The organism is Clostridium gallinarum, assembly GCF_014836325.1.
GTDB classification, from domain to species: domain Bacteria; phylum Bacillota; class Clostridia; order Clostridiales; family Clostridiaceae; genus Clostridium; species Clostridium gallinarum.
In genome coordinates, this window is record NZ_JACSQZ010000063.1 from 1 (window position 1) to 18,785 (window position 18,785).

Below are 18,785 nucleotides of genomic sequence, written 5' to 3' on the forward strand. Positions count from 1 at the left end.
ACTGGAAATGCTAATATAATGCAAATAGGTGTTATGCCAAGCCAAGGTTTTGATGGTATAGCAGTTGCATTACTTGGTGCTAGTAATCCAATTGGAGTTATATTCTCGGCATTATTCTTTGGAGTTTTATATGTAGGTAAGGGATTTATGAATGCAGCTGCACAAGTACCTCCAGAACTTGCAGATACTATAATGGCTACAATAATTTACTTTGCAGCAACTAGTATGATTATGGATAAGTTAATTAAAAAGTTTAATAAATCAAGAAATAAATGCAAAAAAGATAATTCTAATGAAGGGATGGTGGAAAAATAATGTGGAATACAATTGAATTAATTTTCCCATATGCAATTTCTTATACAGTTCCTTTACTTATAACAGCATTAGGAGCACTTTATTGTGAAAGAAGTGGTATAGTAAATATAGGGCTAGAGGGACTTATGGTAATTGGATCTTTTTCTGGGGCTTTAGCTGTTTCTAAGTTACAAGCAAATGGTGTTTCAGGAGCTTTATGGATAGGGCTTTTAGTAGCAGTATTAGTTGGAGCATTATTTTCATTGTTACATGCATTTGCTAGTATAAATTTAAATGCAGATCAAGTTATAAGTGGTACAGCTATAAATATGATAGCTAGTGCTTTAACAATTTATTTAGCAAGAAATATTACTGGAAGTGGTAATATAAGAGTAATAAATGGATTTATTCCTAAAGATATTCCATTCCTTTCAGATATACCTTTTATTGGACCATTATTCTTTACAAAGACTTACGCAACTACTTGGTTAGTATTAGGAATATTACTTTTTAGTATTTTCTTATTATATAAAACAAGTTTTGGATTAAGATTAAGAGCTTGTGGAGAACATCCTCAAGCAGCAGCAGCAGCTGGTGTTAGCGTATTTAAAATGAGATATCTAGGAGTTATGATATCTGGAGGGATGGCAGCTTTAGGTGGAGCTATAATGCTTTTAACTTTTGCTGGAGAGTTTAATGGAAATGTTTCTGGGCTTGGATTCCTTGCACTGGCAGCATTAATATTTGGACAATGGAAACCTCTAGGAATACTTGGTGCAACTTTCTTCTTTGGATTTGCATCTACTATTGCAAATGTATCTCAAGTAGTACCATCATTATCACAAATACCAGGAGTTATATTAAAGATATTCCCATATGTGGTTACATTAATAGCTTTAGTATTATTCTCTAAATCATCTCAAGCACCTAAAGCAGCTGGAGAACCTTTTGATGCAGGAAAGAGATAAAGTCATACTTTAAAAGTAGGATTAAAAATAATTTTAAGGAAGGTATTTAAATTATCTTCTAGTAAAATTTAAAGTGCTTCTATTAATTTTGCGATAAAATTTAGCGAATGCTACATAATAAGCAAAATTTTTAGGGCACTTTTTTATTATTTAATAAGATATAATATAAATTAGTAATATTTAAATATAAGTAATATAGTAAATTAAGAAATAAATTAGTATAATGTATATATTATGCAATAAGTAATAAATTTTAAGGGGGAAGAAAAATGAAAAAAGTCAAAATTGCTTTGTTGGGGCTAGGTAATGTAGGACGTGGTGTTTGGAAAATACTAAATTCAAACAAAGAAGAGATTATGAAAAGATCAGGCTATGAAGTAGAAGTAGCTAAAATACTAGTTAGAGATAAAAATAAAGAAAGAGGATTTGAAGTTCCAAAAGAAATATTAACTACAAGTTTTAATGATATTATAGAAGATGATTCTATAAAAATAGTTATTGAAGTAATTGGGGGCATTGAACCAGCAAGAGAGTATATGTTAGAAGCTATGAAAAGAAAAAAACATATTGTAACAGCAAATAAAATGCTTCTTGCTACTGGTGGGGATGAGCTTTTTGAAAGAGCTGATAAAGAAGGTGTAATGTTCCTTTATGAGGCAAGTGTAGCAGGAGGAATTCCAATAATAAATGGAATAAATGAAAGCTTAACTGCTAATAAAGTTGAAAGACTATATGGAATAGTAAATGGTACTACAAATTATATTCTTACTAAAATGGATCAAGATGGATTAGATTTTAATGATGTATTAAAAGAAGCTCAAGAAAAAGGATATGCTGAAGCAGATCCTACTTCAGATATAGAGGGATATGATTCTCAATATAAACTTGCAATATTATCATCTTTAGCATTTGGAACTAAAATAAGAGTTCAAGATGTATATAGAGAAGGTATTACTAAAATAGAATCAATAGATATAGAATATGCTAAGGAGTTTAAAAAAGTAATAAAATTATTAGCAGTTGTAAAAGATAATTATGGGAGTTTAGACCTTAGAGTTCATCCAACTATGATATCAGAAACTCATCCTTTAGCTAATGTTAATGATGCATTTAATGCTGTTTTAATCAGAGGTAATGCTGTAGGTGATTTAATGTTTTATGGTAAGGGAGCTGGAGATTTACCAACAGGTAGTGCCGTAGTTTCAGATATAGTATCTATATTAAGAAATAATATCGATATATATAACTTAAATCCTGTAGTTAAGAATAACCTATGGGAAAAAGAATTCTATGATATTAATGAAATTGATAGTAAATATTATATTAGATTAACAGTTGAAGATAAGGTTGGAGTGTTAGGAGAAATAACTTCTATTTTCGGAGATATGAATGTTAGTTTAAGATCTGTTATACAAAAAGGTTTAGAAATAAAAAATGAAAATAAAGTAACATTAGTATTAGTAACACATATTTGCAAAGAAGGAAATGTAAGAAAAGCATTAGAAAAAGTAGCTAAGCTAGACTCTTTATATAAAATAAACAATCTAATTAGAATGGAAGACTTTGAATAATTTTACAAAGTAAAATTATAAATTGATAATGCATTATGCATTATCAATTAACCATTATAAAATAGTTTACATAATAAATTATACATAGGAGAAAAAATATGAGTATAAAATCAATAAACAGTAGTCAAGCTGAAAGTTTAATAAAAAACAATAAGGATTTGGTAATTTTAGATGTTAGAAGACCAAATGAGTTTAAGGAATCTAGAATAGTAAATTCTATAAATATTCCAGTGGAAGAAATAGAGTGGGAAATAGATGAATTAGAAAAATATAAGGATAAGCCTATTTTAGTTTATTGCAAAGTAGGTGTAAGAAGTAGTGTTGCATGTGCCTTTTTAGAAGAAGAAGGGTTTACTAATTTATATAATTTAAGAGGGGGAATATTAGATTTTAATGGAGAAATAGAGTAGAAGAATAATATTATTAATGATAGAATAATATTTGTTCTATTTGTATAAAATAAATATGAAAAATATTTGACAAGAATAAATGGTCGTGTTAAAATGATTAATGTATTAAAGTAGAAACAGCCGTTTCTCACCTTACGGCAAAGGCTTAGTAGGGTAATTGGGTTTGTAATAATTACTAGTTATATAGACTAGTTTTTTATAAGTACTAGAGGACGGCGTAATATGTCCTCTATTTTTGTTGTGTTTTTATTTAAAATTTTGGAGGTGACCAGATATAAGTAAGGATTTTACTTGTAATGAAGAAATAAGAGTTAAGGAAGTTAGATTAATTGATGCAGATGGTGCTCAATTAGGCGTAGTTCCTACGAAAGAAGCTCAAAAATTAGCGGAAGAGAAAGATTTAGATTTAGTAATGATTTCTCCAGGTGCTAACCCACCAGTTTGTAAGGTGATGGATTTAGGAAAGTATATTTATGAGCAATCTAAAAAAGAAAAAGAAGCAAAGAAAAAGCAAAAAGTTACTACACTTAAAGAAATAAGATGTAGCTTAACTATTGAAGAAAATGATATCGCAATAAAAGCAAAGAATGCTAGAAAGTTCTTAGAAGACGGCGATAAAGTTAAAATAACAGTTAGATTTAAAGGAAGAGAAGCACAACTAGGACATATAGGACAAAAGATTCTAGAAAATTTTGTTTCTAAATTAGAAGATGTTTGTGTAGTTGAAAAGCCAGCAAAACATGAAGGCAGAAATATGACAATGGTTGTAGGCCCAAAAAAATCGTAACTTGAGAGGAGATTAGTATCATGCCAAAAATGAAAACTCACAGAGGTGCAGCAAAAAGATTTAAGAAGACTGGAACTGGAAAGTTAAAAAGAGCTAAGGCTTTCAAGAGTCATATATTAACTAAGAAAAGTTCAAAGAGAAAGAGAAACTTAAGAAAAGCAGCTTATGTTTCAACTACTCAAGAAAAAGCAATGAAGAAATTATTACCATACCTATAATAGAAAGGTTTTTTAGGAGGATTAAACATGGCTAGAGTTAAAAGAGCGGTAAATTCACGTAAGAATCATAAAAAAGTACTAAAGCTTGCAAAAGGTTATTATGGTGGAAAGAGCAGATTATTCAAAACTGCTAATGAATCTGTTATAAGAGCTTTAAGAAATGCTTACGTTGGAAGAAGATTAAAGAAGAGAGATTTCAGAAGACTTTGGATAGCTAGAATAAATGCAGCTACAAGAATGAATGGACTTTCATATTCAAAGTTTATGAACGGAATAAAAATAGCTGGAATAGATATGAACAGAAAAATGTTATCTGAAATAGCTATAAATGATCCAAAAGCGTTCGCAGATTTAGTAGAATTAGCAAAGAATTCTTTAAAATAGTTTTAATTAATATATCGTGAATTTAGTCTATAAAGTAGAGGGTGTCTACTTTATAGACTTTTTTATTATGCAGTAAATTATAATAAGGTCAAACATGTGGACAACTTTATGAGAGTAGTAAAATTCGTAGTGTAATAGGTAGAGTTTTTATAATTTCGTTCCTTCAGTTTATAAGTGTTAAAATATAATAGAAAGGTGGAGTAGAGCTGTAAGGTGAAACCTAGATATGATACTTTAACACTTTTTTATACTTTTAACATAATGTTGAGGGAAATAATAGAACAAAGAGGGTATAATGAAAATATAATAAATATTAATAATTACAAAAAAGAGGGGATGAATATGAGAATAGGATTAGTTTTATCAGGAGGCGGAGGAAAAGGGGCCTATGAACTTGGAGTTTGGAAAGCATTAAAAAAATTAGAAATTGATAAGTACATAGAAGTTTTTTCAGGTACGTCAATAGGTGCAATTAATGCTATCTTATTTGCACAGGAGAATTTAGAAGCAGCTGAAGCCTTATGGGAAGAAGTAACTATAGAGAAGCTTATACCAATAAGTAAATTTGATTTGTTGAAAAGAGGAATAGGGCTTGTAATAGGTGCTAAAAATTTAAATATGGCTAAAAAATATTTAAATCAAAAAATCGAGGAAGGTGCAGTTTCTAAAGATGGAGCTAAAGAAATTATAGATAAATACTTATATATAGAAAATATTAAGAAGAATAATAAAATTTGTTATGCTACATGCACAGATTTATTAAACTTCAAGGTTAAATATTTTAAAGTGAATGATTATGATGAGGAGATGGGGAAAAATATTGTAATAGCCTCAGCATCTTTACCGTTAATATATGAAGCAACAGAAATAGAAGGAGAAAAATATATAGATGGGGGATTAGCAGATAATATTCCTATTCAACCAGTTTATGGAGAAGGATGCGATATAATTATAGTAGTATTATTATCTAAAGATGCAAGAATAGATAGAGAATTATATCCTAATACTCACATAATAGAAATTTATCCTAGAAATTTAAATGAAAATATAATAAATGGAACATTAAATTTAAATGAAGAAGCAAAAAGAAATAGAATAAGAGAAGGATATGAAGATACTATAAGATTAATGCAACCAATAATGAAAATGAGTGAATACATTATTAAAAAAGAAGAAGAATACAAATATCCTAAGTTATATAAAATTTATCAATTAGCAAAAAAGTATATAAAATTATAAAAAGATAAGGCAGATGTATTATATATATCTGCCTTATCTTTTTATAAAAATAGTAAAATAAAAATAATTGCTATTAAATTAACCTACTTTATATTCGTAAGTTAAGCCCTCATATATAAATTCTTTGTCATTAATATTAAGCAAATCACTAGGTTTAGTTAAGCTAGGAATTTTATTTGAATCATAAATATTACTTTTAATTAATAAATATGAAACAAATTCTGAACAAAAATATCTATTACTTCTTTTTATAGGTCTATTCATTATAACGCCTAACAATCCAAGAAGACTATACTTGTACTTTTTTTGGTCTTTTAAAAATAAATCAAGCTCTTTTTTTAGCAAAACATATTGTTCATCAGTAACTTGTACTCTATAAATAATACACTCACTATTTTGAAAATTTTTATATACTCCATCTTTTAAATTTTCTTCAACTAATCCTCCGATAAAAGGATTTCTAGGATATATTCTTCCGAATGAGTACATTTTTTCAAAGGTCTCATCAAGACTTAATGATACGTGTACATATTTATCTTTTGTATAATAGTTAATACATTTTGCTAATATCGTTCCAGTATTAGAAAAAACTAAATAAATATTTTTTTTCCCCATATTAAAAAATCATCCTCCAATAAAATAAAAAAGATAAATACATATATGATTATATAATATAATTCTTAATATATCCTTAATAATATATAAAAATATTAAAAATATTAATATTTTTAATAGAAATTGTTAAGTTAGTATTAATAGAATATAATAATATATAAGTTTTTAAGTAAAAATATAATAAAGAAATAATATAATTTATAAAGAACAGATAATAAGAGGTGAGAATTTGAAGAAAAATGCAATGCAAAGAGAATTTAAAAAATTAAAATCTCAAATCAATCATATAGAGGAAATTGCTCATAATTCAAAGGCAGGAGCTTTAATAGAACAGGAATCTTCTCTTAGGAAAAAAATAAGACAGCTTATAGAAATGGAAGGAGAAGGATTTAAAGAATATTCGGATATTAGGGAAAGATATGAAGAACTTTTAGAGTATATTTCTAAAAAATTATTAAATGATTATAATAAAAAGAATAATACAAATTTTGACTTTTACGAAGTTGTTAGAGGTAATTATAATAGTTTTATTAATTCAGGATTTATGACAGTATTAACTAAACAGCATATACCTAAAATAATTTCACAAGAATTTGAAGATAATTTTCCAAAGAATCCTAAAGATGAATACAGATTAGCAAGAAATATAAAGAGAAAAGTTTATATTCATTTAGGTGAAACTAATACAGGGAAAACTTATACGGCTATGGAAAGACTAAAAGAAGGAAGAAATGGAGTGTATTTATCCCCGCTTAGGATATTAGCTTTAGAGAATTATGAGAAGCTAAATAAAAGTAACATAATTTGTAATCTTTTAACTGGAGAAGAAGAAATAATAAAAGAGGGAGCAACTCATACTTCATGTACAATAGAAAAAGTAGACTTAAAAAAGGAATATGATATTGCAATTATTGATGAAATTCAAATGATAGATGATTCTCAAAGAGGAGCGGCTTGGACCAGAGCACTATTAGGACTTAGATGTAATGAAATTCATATTTGTGGAGCATTAAACGCTAAAGAAGTAATAGAAAAGATTGTTAAAGATTGTGATGATGAATATGAATTTAAAGAATATAAAAGAAGCATTCCTTTAGAAGTAGAAAATAAGAATTTTAGTTATGATGATGTGGAAACAGGGGATGCCATAGTTATATTTTCTAAAAAGAAAGTTTTACAAATTGCTAAGCAATATTCTGAAAAAGGTATTAAAGCAAGTATAATTTATGGAGATTTACCACCAGAAGTAAGAAAAAAGCAATATGACATGTTTATTAATAAAGAAAATAAGGTTCTTATAACTACAGATGCTATTGGTATGGGAGTTAACTTACCTATAAAAAGAATAATTTTCTTAGATATTCAAAAGTTTGATGGAGAAGAAATAAGAACTTTAACATCTCAAGAAGTAAAGCAAGTAGCAGGTAGAGCAGGTAGAAAAGGAATATATGAAGTTGGATATGTATCAACTGTAAGAGATAATCAAAAGTTTCTTCAAGAAAAGCTTGAAGAGAAAGATAGATTAATAAAAAGAGCAGTATTAGGGCCATCAGAAGCAATATTAAATATAAAAAGCTTACCTTTAAATGAAAAGTTAGCTTTATGGGCTACTAGAGAAGAAGTTTTAGATTATTATAGAAAAATGGATATAAATGAATATTTAATTATCTTAGATAGAATTAAATCTTATAAATTAAAGGAACAAATACAATGGGAACTTTTAAGGATTCCTTTTGATATATCTAAGGATGAACTTATGGAAACTTTTTTAGGATATGTAGAAGAGTTATTTATATTAAAAAACAAAGTTATAAGTAAGCCACAATGCTTTAGAGGAAATTTAGATGAGCTTGAAATATATTATCAAAGAATAAATATGTATTATTCTTTCTGTAAAGTTTTTAAATTAGAATTTGATTTTAAATGGATATATGAAGAAAGAATTAAAGTTAGTGAAGAAATAAATGAAATATTAATTAGGTTATAATATGTGGTATAATATACTAAAACAAATCCTGAAAGGAAGATAAAGATGGAATACAAATTTAATTTTGATGGAAAAGAATATATTTTAGGAGAAGATAACTTAGAGTATTTTGTTAATGATGAAAATGAAGAGCTTAATGGAATAGAGTTAAATAAGATATTAGAATTACTTTCAAATAGTGATGAAGTTGATTTTCAAAATTCATATTATGAAAGTTGTTGTAGCAATTGTAAGGCTGGAAAAGAGGAGAAGAAGAAAGTATTTGATTTCTTAGAATATTATTTTTATGTTTATGGAAAAAATAATAACTTTGTAACTAGCAGTATAGATCAAGATTATGATAAAAAATCATTTACTAGATTAAATAGAGAAGGTATAGTTGACAAATGTTACATGGTAACAGTAATGGTTTGTAAAAATTGTAGTACTTATGCTATTGAAATAGAGGAGTTTGAAGTTTAATACAAAGTTATATGTATTAAAAATTTATAAGGGTATAAAATACATTTGAAAGGATGTGTTTCTATGCCAAAGAATACAAAAACTAATACTCCACAACAAAAAGGAAAAAGAAGACAAAAACTTCATAAAAATCAAAATAATATAGGGAATGATAAAAATAAACCTGAATATACTGATTTTGATGGAAATCCAATTTAATAAGATAATTATTTAAGGGCTGTTTTAAACAGCCTCTTTTCTTTAATATAATAAAAAAATAAATATAAGTGATTGGATGAAAAAATAAATTTATTATTTAATTAAAACTTAAGAATAAATTACAAAAGCATATAAAGAGTAATAAATTTAAATGATAATGGTAAAATTTATTATATAGGTATTAAAGAGGGGTGTGAATTTGGGAAAGTATATTGATTTAATAATAGGTTTATTTGCAATTTTATATGTTTTAATTATAAATTCTTTATTTGGAAAAATAACTTTCAATGAATTCTTTTTATTTATTGGTGTTATATTAATTATATTTCACTTTTCAAAAGATAAATTAAAAAAACTAGGCTATAAAAATAAATATTTTAAAATTATATTTAATATAGGTAGAAGCTTAATTTTAATAGGAAGTGTAGTATTTGTAATTATAGAATCAGTAATAATTATTTTTCCGAAAAATAATGACTCTTATTCCAATTATGTAATTATACTTGGGGCAGGTGTTAAGGGAGAAACTCCAAGCCTTACTTTGGCACAACGGTTAGAAAAAGCTATAGAGTATGTAAATAAACAAAATAGTGAATTAAAAATTATAGTTTCAGGTGGACAAGGAAAAGGTGAGGATATATCAGAAGCAGAGGCAATGAAAAGATATTTAATAAAGAATGGTATAAAAGCAGAAATAATAAAGGAAGACAAATCAAGAGATACAAGAGAGAATTTAACCTTTTCTAAAGAGATATTAGAAAATATTGAGAATAAAAATATAAATGATATAGATGTAAAGATAATAACCTCAGATTTTCATGCTTTTAGAAGTAATTTAATAGCTAAAAGTCTAGATTATGAAAAGAGTAGTTTTTTTACTAATAGAACTTTACCACTTTTAATGCCAGTTATGTATTCAAGAGAATTTTTTGCTATAGGTAAATATTTTTTAATAGAAATTTTACAAAAAGTTTAATAAAATAAAGGTAAATTTAATTTTATGTAGAATACTAATAATAGATAATCATTGGCAAATATTTTATAAAAACAAAACATAAGAGAATAGTTTTAGGGGGAAAATAATGAGTAAGATTACAGAATGTTCTATAATTATTAAAGATGATTTTAATAATATTTTTTTAGTAAGAAGAAAAACTAAAAAGAATCAACCAATATTATGGTACACTGTAGGAAGAAAACTTAAAGGAAGAGAAACAGAGGAAAAGTGTATCGCAAGGGCTATTAAGGATGATTTAAAATCATTAGCTTTCAATGTTGAAAAGATAGGTGAAACTATAATTGATGAGACTTTAGGTGAAGCTTCATCAGTATATATAGGAGAACTTAAAGAAAAAGTTGTATATGGAAATGATATAGCTGAAGGAAAATGGGTTAGTTTTCAGGAAGTGGAAAACTATGATTTAGCAGATGGAGAAAAAGAAAAAATTTTACTTTGTTTAAATAGATATTAGAGGCTTACTTTAATTTTTTAGTGATATATAAAAATACTATGAGAAGGAGAAAATAACTTCATAAGTAAATTTATATATCACTTTTTTGAGTTATAAAAAGGTAACTATTGACATACATATATATAATAATTATGATGTAAATATAAATGTTAATAAATCATTTGTTTAGAGAAAATATCTTTATTCATTTGATCCTATTAGAATTTTAAAAATATAAATTTATCTAACAAAAAAGAGAAATCTGATTTGAAAGAAAATAGTAATAGTGTATTAATAATAAAAGTTATGATTAGGAATATTATAACTTATTTTAGGGAGCCATCGTATCTTTTATTATTAATATATCAGCCTGTTTTCTTTTGGGAAAATGGGCTTTTTTGCATAAATAAATATATTTTTAATTTGGAAATTTTGATATTAATATACTAAGTTTAGGGGGATAAAATGAAAATAGGTGTAATAAGTGCAATTTTAGAAGAACCTAGTAAGTGTAATGCAAAATTTAATGAGGTTGTGGCTGATTTTAGAGGAAGTATTAAAGGTAGGATGGGAATACCTTTAGAAAATGAGACATCTATTATATCAATAGTTGTAGTAGGAAGCTTAAATGAAATTAATAGCTTAACAGGAAAATTGGGAAATATAGATGGAGTAACTGTAAAAACTGCTATAAGTAAAAAAGAAGTAGGAGAGTAAACTGCTAACATTATTATGGAGGTATAATATGCAAATTAAAAGTATTATAGACAAGCTATATAAGGAGAATAATGCTACTAGAGAGGAGTTATTATTTTTATTAGACAACTTAACTGAAAATGATAAGGAGTATTTAGTAGAAAAGGCTCATGAAACAAGAATGAAAAGCTATGGAAATACAGTATATATGAGAGGGCTTATAGAGTTTACAAATATATGTAAAAAGAACTGTATTTACTGTGGAATAAGAAGAGAAAATAAGGAGGCAGATAGATATAGATTAACACTAGAGGATATTTTAGAGTGTGTTGAAATAGGTGATAGACTTGGATATAAAACTTATGTTCTTCAAGGTGGAGAGGATGATTATTTCACAGATGAGAGGATGATAGAAATAATTAAAGAAATAAAAAAGAAATATCCTAAAAATGCTATTACTTTATCATTAGGAGAAAGAAGCTATGAATCCTATAAAAAAATGTTTGAAGCTGGTGCAGATAGATATCTTTTAAGACATGAAACTGCAACTAAAGAACTTTATGAATCTCTTCATCCAGGTGCAAGCTTTGAAGAAAGAAGAAAATGTTTAAGAGATTTAAAAGAAATTGGTTACCAAGTTGGAGCTGGATTTATGGTTGGGCTTCCAAACCAAAGTAATAATGATTTAGTAAATGATTTACTTTTTGTAAAGGAATTTGAGCCTCATATGTGTGGAATAGGTCCATTTATACCACATAAGGATACACCATTAAAAGATGAAAAAGCAGGAACTGTAGAAAAAACTACAACTATGCTTGCGTTAATTAGATTATTGCTTCCAAATGTTTTATTACCATCTACAACGGCTCTTGGAAGTATAGATCCTGTTGGTAGAGAAAAAGGTATAAAAGCAGGAGGAAATGTAGTGATGCCGAATCTTTCTCCTACAAGTGTAAGAGAAAAATATTCCTTATATGATGGAAAGATATGCACAGGAGATGAGGCTGCTGAGTGCAGAAAATGTATAGAAGGTAGAATAAATAAAGCTGGTTTTAAAGTTGAAGTTACAAGAGGCGACAATATAGCATGGGCTAAAGATAATGGCTACTATAAAGTAACTAAAGGCAATATTCAACTTGAAAATATACAATTAATTTAATTTTATAGTTTAGGAGTGTTTTATATGTTTATTAATCATGAGTACATTGAAAAGATTTTAGAAGATGCTAAAAATGCTACAAGAGAAGACATTAAAAATGTTTTAGAGAAGGCTAAAAAAAGAAGTGGATTATCTTATGAAGATATTGCAGTTTTATTACAAGTTGAAGAAAAGGAAGATTTAAATGAAATATTTAAATTAGCAGGAGAAATAAAAGATTCTATATATGGTAAAAGAATAGTTATTTTTGCTCCACTTTATGTTAGTGATTACTGTGTAAATAATTGTGTTTATTGTGGTTATAAGAGAGAAAATGATTTCTGTAGAAGAAAATTAACTATGGAAGAAGTAGCAGAAGAAGTTAAGATATTAGAACAAATGGGACATAAGAGATTAGCTCTAGAACTTGGAGAGGATCCAGTAAATGCACCTATAGATTATGTTTTAGAATGTTTAAAAACTATATATGAAACTCAAAGTGACAATGGAGAAATAAGAAGAGTAAATGTAAATATTGCAGCTACAACTATAGAAAATTATAGAAAGCTTAAAGAAGCAAAAATAGGAACATATATCTTATTCCAAGAAACTTATCATAAGCCAACTTATGACACTATGCATCCAAAATCAATAAAAGGTGATTATGAATATCATTTAACTGCTTTTGATAGAGCGATGGAAGCTGGAGTAGATGACGTAGGAGCTGGAGTTTTATTTGGACTAGCTGATCCAAAGTTTGAAGTTATAGGCCTTATGATGCACAATAAACATTTAGAAGAAAAGTATGGAGTTGGATTCCATACAATATCTATGCCAAGATTAAAGCCAGCATCAGGTGTAACATTAGAGAAGTTCCCTCATTTAGTAGATGATGAAATGTTTAAAAAGTTAGTAGCAATTATAAGGATAGCAGTTCCATTTACAGGAATAATAATGTCTACAAGAGAAACTTCAGAAATGAGAAGAGAATTATTAAGATACGGTGTATCTCAAATAAGTGCAGGTTCAAGTACTGGAGTTGGTGGATATAAAGATAGAGAAGAAGGAAAAGAAGCTCTTCAATTTAAAACTTCAGATGATAGAACTCCATTAGAAGTTATTAAGTCGGTTTTAGATGATGGTTATATACCAAGTTATTGTACTGCTTGTTATAGAAAAGGAAGAACTGGTGAAAGATTTATGAAGCTTGCTAAAAGTGGAGAAATTCAAAATGTTTGCGAACCAAATGCAATGACTACTCTTTTAGAATTTGCTATAGATTATGGTGATAAGGAAATATTAGAAAAAGCTGAAGAAGTTATAAAGACAGAAAAAGAAAGAATTAAAAGACAAGATATTAAAGATTTATTAGAAAAGAATTTAGAGAGATTAAAAGCAGGTGAAAGAGACCTATATTTATAGGAGGTATTAAATGAATTCAACACCAAATGCAAATAGAAAACATATTGCTATTTATGGTAAAACGAATGCAGGAAAATCATCTTTAATTAATAAGTTTTTAGGTCAAGAGGTATCTTTAGTTTCTGAAAAAGAAGGTACTACAACAGATCCAGTTCAAAAAGCTATGGAGTTAATACCTGTAGGTCCAGTTTTATTTATAGATACAGCAGGATTTAAGGATGAAAGTAGTCTTGGAGAAATAAGAGAAAAAAGAACTTTAGACATATTAAAAAGAACAGATATAGCCATATATGTTTTAAGTGCTATAGATATGGATATAGAGGAATTTAACAAGGTAAAAAGAAACTTTAAAAAATATAATATACCATATATTGTTGTTATTAATCAGATAGATAAGCTTAAGGAAGAAGAACTATCAGCATTAAAAGAAAAGTATAAGGAATATCTATTTTTATCTTCATTAACAGGGGAAGGAATTGAAAATTTAAAGGGAAATCTTATTAAAATTTTAAAAGAAGAGGAAGATGAATTGCCTATAATAGGTGATTTACTTCCTTATGATAGTAAGGTTGTGATGGTAGTTCCAATAGATTCGGAAGCTCCAAAGGGAAGAATAATATTACCACAAGTTCAATGTATTAGAGATTGTTTAGATCATGGAATTAAGAGTTATGTGGTAAGAGATACTGAATTAAAATCAGCGTTAGAAGATATTAAGGATATTGATTTAGTAATAACAGATTCTCAAGCCTTTAAAGAAGTAGATAAAATTGTTTCACAAAGTATTAAATTAACTAGTTTTTCAATGTTATTTGCAAGACAAAAGGGAGATTTTGAAGAATTTATTAGAGGAGCATTTAAAATAAAGAATTTAAATGAAAATTCTAAAATACTAATTGCTGAAAGCTGTACTCATAATGTATCTCATGAAGATATAGGAAGAGTTAAGATACCAAAGCTAATTAACAAATATGTTGGGGCAGAATTAAGTTATGATTATAGTATTTTTCATGATTTTCCTGATGATATAGATAAATATGACTTAATAATCCATTGTGGGGCATGTATGATTAATAGAAAAACTGTATTAAATAGAGTAAAAGACTGCAAAGATAAGAAAGTACCTATAACAAATTATGGTATAGTTTTAGCTTATTTAAACGGAATATTAGAAAGAAGTTTATCTTTATTTAATATAAGTATTGATGATATAATATAAAAGCTAAAAAATTACAAAGGAAAAGGGGGATAAAATGAAAGATTTAATTATAGAATCTAACAGATGTTATCTTTGTAAAAACCCTAGATGTCAAGCTAATTGTCCAATAAGCACTCCAATTCCAATGGTAATAGATTTATTTAAAGAAGGACAAATAGCTAAGGCTGGTGAAATATTATTTAAAAACAATCCACTATCTTTAGTTTGTTCAATAGTTTGCCCTCATGAAGCACAATGTAAGGGAAATTGTATTAGAGGAATTAAAGATGAGCCAGTAAGATTTTGTGAAATAGAAACACATATATCTAAATATTACTTAGAAAATATTAAATTAGAAAAAGAAAATGAGCTAGATGAAAGAGTTGCAATAGTAGGAGGAGGCCCTGCTGGAATAACAATTGCTTTTATATTGGCTCAAAAAGGGTACAATGTTACTTTATTTGATTCTCATGATAAGATTGGTGGAGTATTAAGATATGGTATTCCAGAATTTAGATTACCAAAAAGTATATTAGACCATTATGAGGAAAGATTAATAGAATTAGGGGTTAAGATAAGACCCAATACTTTAATAGGGCCGGTAATTACATTAGACAAGCTTTTTTATGATGGATATAGTGCTGTCTTTATTGGAACAGGTGTATGGAATCCAAGAACATTAGATATTAGAGGAGAAAGTTTAGGACATGTACACTATGCTATTGATTATTTAAAATCACCAGATACTTATAAACTAGGCAGAAAGGTTTGCGTAATTGGAGCTGGAGATGTTGCTATGGATGCAGCTAGAGTAGCGAAAAGAAATGGTGCAGAAGAAGTATATATACTTTACAGAAAAGGTATGGAAAATATGCCTGCAACTAAAGCTGAGTTAGATGGTGCTATTAGAGATGGAATTAAGTTCGAGCTATTTAAATCTCCGATAGAATTATTAGATGAAGGTGTAAAATATATAGAAACTAAAAATAAAACAGATGAAAATGGAAAAGTTAATACTGTAAATATTGATGGAACAGAAGGAATATTTGAATGTGATTCAATAATAATTGCAGTAAGCCAATCTCCAAAAAATAATATAGTATCTAATACAACAGGACTAGAAACAAATAGATGGGGATTATTACTTACAGATGAATGTGGTCATACTACAAGAGAGGGAGTTTTTGCTTCTGGAGATGTAGTAACTGGTGCAAGAACAGTTGTAGAAGCAGCAAATCACGCAAAGTTAGTGGCTGAAGAAATAGAAAAATATTTAAGAGCTTTAAAGTAAACTTAATATATAAAGATTAACAAGGGGCTGTATTTATCACAGCTCCTTTAATTTTCATTTTGAATTAGTAATTATTTTTTACAAAAAGCCTCTTTGTTATTTAAGATAAATATAAAAATTTTATAAAATCTATTTACAATGTAACAATGTTACGATAATATAAATAGTATAAAAGAGAAATGAGATTTTTATTTATAAAATTTAGTGTAACAATGTTATGTTGGAGGGGTTATTATGGAAAATAATATTAATATTGATGGAATAGGAAGTATAAGAGAAGGTCAGTATCAAGATGTGTCAATAGATGGAATAGGGACTATTCAAGGAAATATAGATGTAGAAAAAATTAAAGTTAATGGTAAGGCAAAGTCTTTAGGGAAAATAAACACTAATTATATGGATGTTAATGGAGTTTTTAATGTTTCTTATGATATAAAAGTAAAAGAAGAATGTAAAATAAATGGATATTGCAAGACAGCTGGTAGTATTACAGGAAAGTATCTTGATGTTAATGGTAGATTAAGTGCTAACGGTGAAGTTGATTTTGATAATATTCAAGTAAGTGGAGAGATTTTTATTAATGGAAATTGTAAATGTGAAAATTTATTTTTAGATGGAAAAGCTAAAATAGATGGGCTTTTATCAGGAGATAACTTAGATTTAAATATACTAAAAGTAAATGAGATAAAAGAGATTGGTGGAGAAAAGATATCTGTAAAAAAGAGGACTGGAACCTATAAAGTATTATTTTTTACAAAAGAAATAAATACAAAGTTAATATGTGAAGAAATAGAAGCTGATGAAATATATTTGGAAAATACTCATTGTAATATTGTAAGAGGAAGAAATATTGAAATTGGAGATAACTGTGTAATTAATAAAATTGAGTACACTGGAGAGTTAAAGGAAAGTGGCAAATCAAAAATAAAAGAGAGAGTACATTTGTAGGAGGTATTTTATGAAGGATTATGATACAAAAATTTTAGGAGATGGATCTATTGGTGCTGGTAAATATAATAATATAAAAATTATGGGAAATGGTACTTCTTTAGGGAATATAGAGTGTATAGATATATCAGTAATGGGTGATGGTGAATTTAAAGGTAAGGTAGAAGGTAGAAATATAAAAGTAATGGGTAACTCAATATTTCATTATGATATAAAAGTAGAAGAGTTAAAAATACTTGGAGATACTACTTTAAAGGGAAAAGGAAGTATGACTTCCTTAAAAGTTAAAGGAGATTTTACATCTAATAAAGATGTAGAAGTAAAAGAATATGCCAAAATATTAGGAGATATGACATTAGAAGAAGGATTAGTATGTAAATATATTAAAGTTCTAGGTGATGCAACAATAAAAAAGAATTTATTGTTTGATGAAATTGATGTAAAAGGTTCAATTAATGTAGTAGGTAATTGTGAAGGAAATTATTTTTATAGTAAGGGAGAAGTAATTGTAGAAGGATTACTTTCAGCAGATAGAATTGAAATAGTACCAAAAGGACTTAGTAAGATTGAAGAAATAGGTGGTAGTGAGATAACTATTAAGAATACTGGTTGGATCAAAATTGTAGACGGTATGGTATCTTCAAAACTAATAGAAGGAGATACAATAATATTACAAAATACTACTTGTAATATAGTAAGAGGTCATAATGTAACTATTTTAGATGGATGCTCTATAGATAAAATAGAGTACACTGGAACTTTAAAAGTAGATAAAAAGAGTAAGGTAGGGGAAGAGATATGCTTGAAGAACTAATATCAAAGAAAGAGCTTCTAGAGTTAACAGGAATATCTTATGGACAACTTTATAGATGGAAAAGAAAAGATATAATACCTGAAGAATGGTTTATTAAGAAAAGTGTATCAACAGGTCAAGAAACATTTTTTCCAAGAGAAAAAATAATAGATAGGATTAATAAAATTTTAGAATTAAAAGACGAAGTATCATTAGATGATTTAGCTTATAAATTTTCTAATAGTATTAAGGATATAAAAATAACAAGAAAATATTTAACAAATAATATTTCAGAAGAGATAATATTAAGATTTGAGGAAATAATCGAAGTAAAAGATGTATATGAAGAAAATAATATTTTTGCATTATTTATATATAAAAGACTTATTAATTTAGGTAGTTTAAGCCTGCCAGAGATTAAGGAGATTACTTTATTAGCAAATAAAGATTATAAGGATTTAGATAATAAGGAATATGAACTTGTAATAAAGAGAAAATTTGGAGTTTTATATTATTATTTAATAGTGGATAAAGTAAATATATTTGAAGATAATCAAGCAATAGAAGTAGATAGAATTAATATAAGTAAATTAATAGAAGAGATAAAAAAAATTATAGGATGACCTATAATTTTTTTTCAGTTTGTTGAAAAACCCCTGTTTAAAAAAACAGAGGTTTTTTTTCTATTTTAAATTGTGGATAAATTTAATATTAA

The 18,785-nt window shown here is 27.1% G+C and carries 21 protein-coding genes and 1 pseudogene; 21 read left to right on the forward strand and 1 reads right to left on the reverse strand.

The features are described 5' to 3' along the window. The 8 genes and pseudogenes from H9660_RS13445 to H9660_RS13480 form a co-directional block, all read left to right on the forward strand. Nucleotides 1–315: pseudogene (locus tag H9660_RS13445) on the forward strand (ABC transporter permease); the annotation flags it as partial. Next, on the forward strand, nucleotides 315–1,262 hold the full coding sequence (locus H9660_RS13450) for an ABC transporter permease (protein WP_191750898.1): 948 nt from the start codon (nucleotides 315–317) through the stop codon (nucleotides 1,260–1,262). The pseudogene H9660_RS13445 and the gene H9660_RS13450, both read left to right, overlap by 1 nt. A gap of 269 nt (nucleotides 1,263–1,531) precedes the next feature. After that, a complete protein-coding gene (locus H9660_RS13455) occupies nucleotides 1,532–2,833 on the forward strand; it encodes a homoserine dehydrogenase (protein ID WP_191750899.1) in 1,302 nt (433 codons plus the stop codon). A 98-nt stretch (nucleotides 2,834–2,931) separates the two neighbouring features. Next, nucleotides 2,932–3,243, forward strand: coding sequence for a rhodanese-like domain-containing protein (locus tag H9660_RS13460; RefSeq protein WP_191750900.1), 312 nt, complete (start codon nucleotides 2,932–2,934; stop codon nucleotides 3,241–3,243). Between the two features lie 274 nt (nucleotides 3,244–3,517). Then, complete coding sequence (gene infC / locus H9660_RS13465) at nucleotides 3,518–4,030, forward strand: translation initiation factor IF-3 (RefSeq protein ID WP_191750916.1); 513 nt, start codon at nucleotides 3,518–3,520, stop codon at nucleotides 4,028–4,030. 20 nt (nucleotides 4,031–4,050) lie between these two features. Next, complete coding sequence (rpmI, locus tag H9660_RS13470) at nucleotides 4,051–4,248, forward strand: 50S ribosomal protein L35 (protein ID WP_016206790.1); 198 nt, start codon at nucleotides 4,051–4,053, stop codon at nucleotides 4,246–4,248. A gap of 27 nt (nucleotides 4,249–4,275) precedes the next feature. Beyond that, the gene (rplT, locus tag H9660_RS13475; RefSeq protein WP_191750901.1) at nucleotides 4,276–4,632 is read left to right on the forward strand and encodes a 50S ribosomal protein L20; all 357 of its coding nucleotides are present in this window, start codon (nucleotides 4,276–4,278) and stop codon (nucleotides 4,630–4,632) included. 342 nt (nucleotides 4,633–4,974) lie between these two features. Then, the gene (locus H9660_RS13480) at nucleotides 4,975–5,871 is read left to right on the forward strand and encodes a patatin-like phospholipase family protein (protein ID WP_191750902.1); all 897 of its coding nucleotides are present in this window, start codon (nucleotides 4,975–4,977) and stop codon (nucleotides 5,869–5,871) included. A 78-nt stretch (nucleotides 5,872–5,949) separates the two neighbouring features. Here the strand turns inward: H9660_RS13480 and H9660_RS13485 are convergent, their stop codons facing one another. Beyond that, on the reverse strand, nucleotides 5,950–6,486 hold the full coding sequence (locus tag H9660_RS13485; protein ID WP_191750903.1) for a hypothetical protein: 537 nt from the start codon (nucleotides 6,484–6,486) through the stop codon (nucleotides 5,950–5,952). Between the two features lie 229 nt (nucleotides 6,487–6,715). Between H9660_RS13485 and H9660_RS13490 the strand changes: the two genes are divergently transcribed. The 13 genes from H9660_RS13490 to H9660_RS13545 all read left to right on the forward strand — a co-directional run bounded on the left by H9660_RS13490 (nucleotide 6,716) and on the right by H9660_RS13545 (nucleotide 18,693). Beyond that, the gene (locus H9660_RS13490; RefSeq protein WP_191750904.1) at nucleotides 6,716–8,473 is read left to right on the forward strand and encodes an SUV3 family DEAD/DEAH box RNA helicase; all 1,758 of its coding nucleotides are present in this window, start codon (nucleotides 6,716–6,718) and stop codon (nucleotides 8,471–8,473) included. Nucleotides 8,474–8,518: 45 nt separating this feature from the next. Next, nucleotides 8,519–8,935: a DUF3785 family protein gene (locus tag H9660_RS13495; RefSeq protein WP_191750905.1), complete on the forward strand. Its 417-nt coding sequence runs from the start codon at nucleotides 8,519–8,521 to the stop codon at nucleotides 8,933–8,935. Between the two features lie 63 nt (nucleotides 8,936–8,998). Beyond that, entirely contained in the window at nucleotides 8,999–9,133 is a 135-nt protein-coding gene (locus H9660_RS16560; protein ID WP_279289600.1) for a clostri-philic family protein, read from the forward strand. A gap of 199 nt (nucleotides 9,134–9,332) precedes the next feature. Further along, nucleotides 9,333–10,109 (forward strand): YdcF family protein, encoded by a 777-nt coding sequence (locus H9660_RS13500; protein ID WP_191750906.1) that lies wholly within the window; start codon nucleotides 9,333–9,335, stop codon nucleotides 10,107–10,109. Between the two features lie 106 nt (nucleotides 10,110–10,215). Beyond that, nucleotides 10,216–10,605: an NUDIX hydrolase gene (locus tag H9660_RS13505; protein WP_191750907.1), complete on the forward strand. Its 390-nt coding sequence runs from the start codon at nucleotides 10,216–10,218 to the stop codon at nucleotides 10,603–10,605. Nucleotides 10,606–11,049: 444 nt separating this feature from the next. After that, complete coding sequence (locus tag H9660_RS13510; protein WP_191750908.1) at nucleotides 11,050–11,301, forward strand: TM1266 family iron-only hydrogenase system putative regulator; 252 nt, start codon at nucleotides 11,050–11,052, stop codon at nucleotides 11,299–11,301. A 28-nt stretch (nucleotides 11,302–11,329) separates the two neighbouring features. Continuing rightward, complete coding sequence (gene hydE, locus H9660_RS13515) at nucleotides 11,330–12,439, forward strand: [FeFe] hydrogenase H-cluster radical SAM maturase HydE (protein ID WP_191750909.1); 1,110 nt, start codon at nucleotides 11,330–11,332, stop codon at nucleotides 12,437–12,439. 24 nt (nucleotides 12,440–12,463) lie between these two features. Further along, on the forward strand, nucleotides 12,464–13,840 hold the full coding sequence (gene hydG / locus H9660_RS13520) for a [FeFe] hydrogenase H-cluster radical SAM maturase HydG (RefSeq protein WP_191750910.1): 1,377 nt from the start codon (nucleotides 12,464–12,466) through the stop codon (nucleotides 13,838–13,840). 10 nt (nucleotides 13,841–13,850) lie between these two features. Next, nucleotides 13,851–15,059 (forward strand): [FeFe] hydrogenase H-cluster maturation GTPase HydF, encoded by a 1,209-nt coding sequence (gene hydF, locus H9660_RS13525; protein WP_191750911.1) that lies wholly within the window; start codon nucleotides 13,851–13,853, stop codon nucleotides 15,057–15,059. A 34-nt stretch (nucleotides 15,060–15,093) separates the two neighbouring features. Next, nucleotides 15,094–16,329, forward strand: coding sequence for an NAD(P)-dependent oxidoreductase (locus tag H9660_RS13530; RefSeq protein ID WP_191750912.1), 1,236 nt, complete (start codon nucleotides 15,094–15,096; stop codon nucleotides 16,327–16,329). Nucleotides 16,330–16,563: 234 nt separating this feature from the next. Then, nucleotides 16,564–17,277, forward strand: a complete 714-nt coding sequence (locus tag H9660_RS13535) for a polymer-forming cytoskeletal protein (protein ID WP_191750913.1) — start codon at nucleotides 16,564–16,566, stop codon at nucleotides 17,275–17,277. A gap of 10 nt (nucleotides 17,278–17,287) precedes the next feature. Further along, on the forward strand, nucleotides 17,288–18,091 hold the full coding sequence (locus H9660_RS13540; RefSeq protein WP_191750914.1) for a hypothetical protein: 804 nt from the start codon (nucleotides 17,288–17,290) through the stop codon (nucleotides 18,089–18,091). After that, nucleotides 18,076–18,693 carry a DUF4004 family protein gene (locus H9660_RS13545; protein ID WP_191750915.1) on the forward strand — a complete coding sequence of 206 codons (618 nt, stop codon included), beginning with the start codon at nucleotides 18,076–18,078 and terminating at the stop codon, nucleotides 18,691–18,693. The genes H9660_RS13540 and H9660_RS13545 overlap by 16 nt, the downstream gene beginning before the upstream one ends. The last annotated feature ends 92 nt before the right edge of the window (nucleotides 18,694–18,785 follow it).